This window comes from Gelidibacter sp., assembly GCF_035577925.1.
Lineage (GTDB): Bacteria > Bacteroidota > Bacteroidia > Flavobacteriales > Flavobacteriaceae > Gelidibacter.
This window is the reverse complement of sequence record NZ_DATJCY010000174.1, coordinates 1-4,680: the sequence shown is the minus strand read 5'-3', so window position 1 is coordinate 4,680 and position 4,680 is coordinate 1. Positions and strand designations below refer to the sequence as shown.

General features: G+C 33.8%; 6 protein-coding genes and 1 pseudogene. 3 read left to right on the top strand and 4 right to left on the bottom strand.

Features of this window, described 5'->3' with window-relative positions; genetic code table 11:
* The 3 genes from VNJ50_RS06205 to VNJ50_RS06195 form a co-directional block, all read left to right on the top strand.
* Positions 1-697 (top strand): magnesium transporter (locus tag VNJ50_RS06205; protein ID WP_325580061.1); only part of this gene is annotated, 697 nt, incomplete at its 5' end.
* 255 nt (positions 698-952) lie between these two features.
* Positions 953-1,891, top strand: coding sequence for a 2-hydroxyacid dehydrogenase (locus tag VNJ50_RS06200; protein ID WP_325580060.1), 939 nt, complete (start codon positions 953-955; stop codon positions 1,889-1,891).
* A 129-nt stretch (positions 1,892-2,020) separates the two neighbouring features.
* Positions 2,021-2,455, top strand: a complete 435-nt coding sequence (locus tag VNJ50_RS06195; protein ID WP_325580059.1) for a YtxH domain-containing protein — start codon at positions 2,021-2,023, stop codon at positions 2,453-2,455.
* Between the two features lie 178 nt (positions 2,456-2,633).
* On the opposite strand, the gene VNJ50_RS06190 is transcribed toward VNJ50_RS06195, so the two are convergent.
* From VNJ50_RS06190 to VNJ50_RS06175, 4 genes and pseudogenes are all read right to left on the bottom strand, one after another.
* On the bottom strand, positions 2,634-3,470 hold the full coding sequence (locus tag VNJ50_RS06190; protein WP_325580058.1) for a class I SAM-dependent methyltransferase: 837 nt from the start codon (positions 3,468-3,470) through the stop codon (positions 2,634-2,636).
* 19 nt (positions 3,471-3,489) lie between these two features.
* Positions 3,490-4,131, bottom strand: coding sequence for an SdpI family protein (locus VNJ50_RS06185; RefSeq protein ID WP_325580056.1), 642 nt, complete (start codon positions 4,129-4,131; stop codon positions 3,490-3,492).
* A 4-nt stretch (positions 4,132-4,135) separates the two neighbouring features.
* Entirely contained in the window at positions 4,136-4,390 is a 255-nt protein-coding gene (locus VNJ50_RS06180) for an autorepressor SdpR family transcription factor (protein WP_325580054.1), read from the bottom strand.
* A 92-nt stretch (positions 4,391-4,482) separates the two neighbouring features.
* A pseudogene (locus VNJ50_RS06175) lies at positions 4,483-4,680 on the bottom strand (hypothetical protein); the annotation flags it as partial.

Sequence of the window (4,680 nt, the reverse complement as noted above, 5' to 3'; positions counted from 1 at the left end):
AGTAGCCAAAATCATGGCCAAATATGACTTGGAAGCCATCCCGGTGGTTGATGACAACATGGTTTTATTAGGTCGTATTACGATTGATGATATTGTGGACGTTTTAATTGAAGAAGCCGATAAAGATTACCAATTGGCAGCTGGTATTACAGGAGATGTTGAAGCCGATGACAGCATATGGCAACTTACAAGAGCGCGCTTACCTTGGCTTCTTATCGGGATGTTTGGCGGAATTGGTGCTGCAAGTATCATTAATGGATTTAGTGATGCCATGATGCAATTTCCTACACTAATGCTTTTTATTCCACTAGTTCAAGCTACAGCCGGAAATGTTGGGGTACAATCGTCGGCAATTGTGGTAAAAGGTTTAGCCAACGGTACGATTGACAGCAATATTGTGGGCCGTTTACTTAAAGAATTATTATTGGGATTGGTCAACGGACTGGCCATTGCTTTTATCGTTTTAATGATCAGCCATTTTGGATTTCAAACCACCTATCTCGAATCTTTGACCATTTGCCTCGCTTTGGTCACAGTTATTATGATGGCTGCTATTATTGGCACTTCAATGCCTATATTTTTGGACCGTCGCGGTATTGATGCCGCCGTTGCCACTGGGCCTTTTATTACGACCAGTAATGATGTTTTTGGAATTTTGACCTATTTTATTGTCGCTAAAATTGTTTTAGGTTTTTAATAGTTTTAAACTTGATATACGACAAAAATTATATTTAATGGATTTTTCTTGATTTTCTACCCCAGCCCTAAAGGGTGAATCAACAAAAATCGGGTACTAAACCTAACAGTCCCGATTGCTATCGGGACTGTTAGGTTTGAGGAAAATATTAAACAGACTCTAAGCTTTTAAATATATCTAAATCAAAATGCTTTTCTTAATTTTGACGTTATCAACCTTTAAAAATAAGAGCTCTGCCTGCGCAGAACTATTGCTATGAAAATACTTCACCTCGATACCAACCATCCTTTACTTATTGATCAACTCCAAGCTATGGGTTTTGAAAACGATGAAGATTATACCTCATCAAAAGCAGAAATTGAAGCCAAAATCCATAATTATGACGGCATTATTATAAGAAGCCGTTTTGGTATAGACCAACAATTTCTTGATGCGGCCAAACATCTCAAATTTATTGGGCGTTTAGGCGCTGGTTTAGAAAATATTGATGTCGATTATGCTCAGAAAAAAGGGATACAGCTTTTATCGGCACCCGAAGGCAACAGAAATGCTGTTGGAGAACAGGCCTTGGGTATGCTCCTATCGCTATTCAACAAACTCAATAAAGCCGATCGTGAAGTCCGTTCCGGAAAGTGGCTTCGTGAGGCCAATCGCGGTATTGAATTGGACGGCAGAACGGTGGGCATTATTGGTTATGGCAATATGGGAAAATCATTTGCCAAGAAGCTGCGCGGTTTTGATGTTGACGTGTTATGCTATGACATAAAAAGCAATGTAGGCGATGCCAATGCCAGACAAGTATCCCTTAAGGAATTTCAAGAAAAAGTTGATGTTGTCAGTCTGCACACGCCGCAAACCCCGCTAACATTGAAAATGATCAACTTAGACTTTATCAATGCCTTCACAAAACCATTTTGGTTCATAAATACGGCTCGTGGCAAAAGTGTCGTCACCGACGATTTGGTCACCGCCATAAAATCCGGGAAAATACTTGGTGCCGGACTTGATGTTTTGGAATATGAAAAATCGTCCTTTGAAGATCTGTTTACTTCAGAAATGCCGGAGGCCTTCAAGTATCTCATTCACTCAGATAATGTTTTGTTAACGCCACATATTGCCGGTTGGACCATAGAAAGCAAGGAAAAACTGGCACAAACTATCGTTGATAAAATAAAGGCACTGTCAAAACTATAACCATTTCAAAGTTAAATCCTGACAAAAACAATGTAAAGCTAGATTTCAAATTCAGGCATTTAACCCTATTGGTAAATGAAAAGTTTTTATTACCTTTAAAATTCTAATTTTAAAAATCTTACATTAAAAATGACTGAGAACACGAATTTTGGCGACGATTTAAAAAAGTCGATGGATAGCGCAGGCGAACAAGCAAAACAAACGGCAAATGAATTTGCCCAAGACACCAAGCAAGCCGCTAACCAATTTGAAAACGATCTGAACGCCGCTTCTAAAGACGGCAAAAGTATTGCACTAATTGCACACCTTACTCTAATTGGGTGGATTATTGCTTTAGTAATGAACAATAACACAAAAGATGAATTAGGTTCATTTTACATCCGCCAAGTATTAGGACTGGGCCTTTTGGGCTTAGTGCTAAGCTTTGTACCAATTCTTGGATGGATTGCATCGCTAGGTGTTTTTGTCCTCTGGATAATGAGTTTAATAGGTGCACTTAGCGGTGAAAAGAAATTAACCCCTGGTTTGGGCACTTACTTTCAAGATTGGTTTAAATCCTTATAGTTCTGCGCAAATAAAATCCTTCAAGTACAAAATTCCTCACAACATAAAAGAGCCAAATTGATATTCAGTTTGGCTCTTTTATTTGGTTAAGTCGTATAATTCATACAGCTATTAAAAACATTTTTTTTAAAATAAAGATTATGCAACAGTTGCACCTGTTAGCATTAAATACTTTATGTCAGTTTTTTTTAAGTAAATAGAAGTTTTCATTTAAAATCAACTCTTTATCTTGGTTAATTCTATTTCCATATTTTTTTGAAAGACTAAAATAATCTTGATGGTCAATTAATCTATAATTTTTATTAGAACTATAGTATTCATCTGGAATCGTTTGATAATCATTTGCACTTGTTTTTGAAACACTTTGATTGAAGAAGTTCAATAAGTTTTTAAAAGCAATAGTTTCTTTTATGGTTTCTTGAAATGACGCACTACCAATATAATCTTCACTTTTCTGAAGGATATTGAAAAAGTCGAATAACTTGTCTGTTTCTTCCTTATCTAAAAAAAACAAAACACCCTCAACAAGTATAAAACTCGACTTATTAGCCGTTATCGAATTAATTTTTGATAATAAATCTTTTTTATAATTTTCACTAAAATCAACGCCAATAAAGTGAATGTTCCTTTTTGGAAGTATATTTTCCTTCTGCCATTTTTTGATTTTATCTTTTTTGTAATCCACTATTTCAGGTTTATCAATTTCTATATTAATCAGATTTTCATTGAGCAGAAAAGGATACATACTAAACCCACTTCCAAAATTTATGAGCACTTCAATCTCCTGGTTTTGGACCAAATCTTTTATTTTATCCAAAAAGTATCTATTTCTTAGACAATGCGTATAAGTTTCCTCTGATGAAACTTTGTTAAGATACGCTGCAATCCATTGTTCTGTTTTTGGATTTTGCCATAATTTCGCAAAAATATCTTGACTCAAATTTTCGTCAAAAGCCCTAAAAGCTGAAGTAACAAATGCTGTTTCGTGTATTTTTATATTTTCTTCTTTTCCCATTCTATTTTAACCTGCAAAATTATTGTACTTCATTTCTATATATCAAATATGAATATGCAATAGGAATTATCGTAATTACACCTGTTATAATCATAAATATTGTAAAACTTAGGCTTTTGTTTAAAATTAAACTTAATATAACAATCAAAATACCACCAATAAACCACATTTTTCCACCTAATTTATGTGTCTTTTTCCAAACGGTTTCATTTTCTAAAGTCCAAGGCGTTCTTATTCCGATGAAGTAATTTGGCTTTATCGTTTTAAAATAATTTCCTATAACTATGAATAAGACTCCAATTATTATAACAATATAATTTGGGTTGGTAAATGACTGGTTTTTTGCTGTATAAATAATAAACAATGCTAATATTGACATCAATGTAGTTAGTAAAAACTTGATAGCTTGAAGCTTTCCCCCCATTTTGTTTAACTTGTTCTTTGGGTCAATTTTTGGAACTACTAAAAATATTAGATATACGAGTAGAGGTAATAAAAAAGGAATTATTATCAATTCTGATTTATCTCCATACCGATCAATTTCTCCTTTAATATTCCAATGCATTGGAACTTTACTTGGCAATTCATTCCATACATACCCTAAATAGATAAATGGCAATAAAACGATTGCTAAAATCGGAAGTTCTTTTTTTAGGTTCATTAGTTTATTTTTTTAACGTTAATATCCAGTTAAGCAAATCTTCTAAAATACTTGTATTCAAAGAGTATTCTACAAATTGTCCTTTTTTCTCTCCAGTGATCAAGTCTGCCCTTTTTAGAATGTCCAAATGATGTGAAATACTCGGTTTCGATATACTAAATCTGTCAGCAATTTCACCAGCATTCATATCTTTTTCCTTTAATAGCTCTATAATTTGCCTTCGAGTTTCATCATTTAATGCTTTGAAAAGAGAATTCATGTATTTAGTTATTTAGACAAATATCTAAATACTATTTTGAATTTCAAAATAAATTGGTATTAAATTGTATAGCCGTTATTGCCTACAGTATTTTATTTGTCGTATTTACTTTTTTCTAAAAATTTCTCTGCATTTTTCATTTCTAATATTTCTTTAATCGCTTGTTTTTTGTTATCCGAATTGTTGTAATACGATTCTGTTATTTGATAACCTAAGTAATATCCTAAATCTGCGGGTCGGTTGCTGAGCGAAGCCGAAGCAGGTTGTTTCTTTTCTCGGACAGTGCTGGT

What these genes read in the sequence shown, in the direction of transcription:
- VNJ50_RS06190 (WP_325580058.1), bottom strand. Translation starts at nt 3,470, where the DNA reads ATGGGAAAAGAAGAAAATATAAAAATACACGAAACAGCATTTGTTACT.
- VNJ50_RS06195 (WP_325580059.1), top strand. Translation starts at nt 2,021, where the DNA reads ATGACTGAGAACACGAATTTTGGCGACGATTTAAAAAAGTCGATGGAT.
- VNJ50_RS06180 (WP_325580054.1), bottom strand. Translation starts at nt 4,390, where the DNA reads ATGAATTCTCTTTTCAAAGCATTAAATGATGAAACTCGAAGGCAAATT.
- VNJ50_RS06200 (WP_325580060.1), top strand. Translation starts at nt 953, where the DNA reads ATGAAAATACTTCACCTCGATACCAACCATCCTTTACTTATTGATCAA.
- VNJ50_RS06185 (WP_325580056.1), bottom strand. Translation starts at nt 4,131, where the DNA reads ATGAACCTAAAAAAAGAACTTCCGATTTTAGCAATCGTTTTATTGCCA.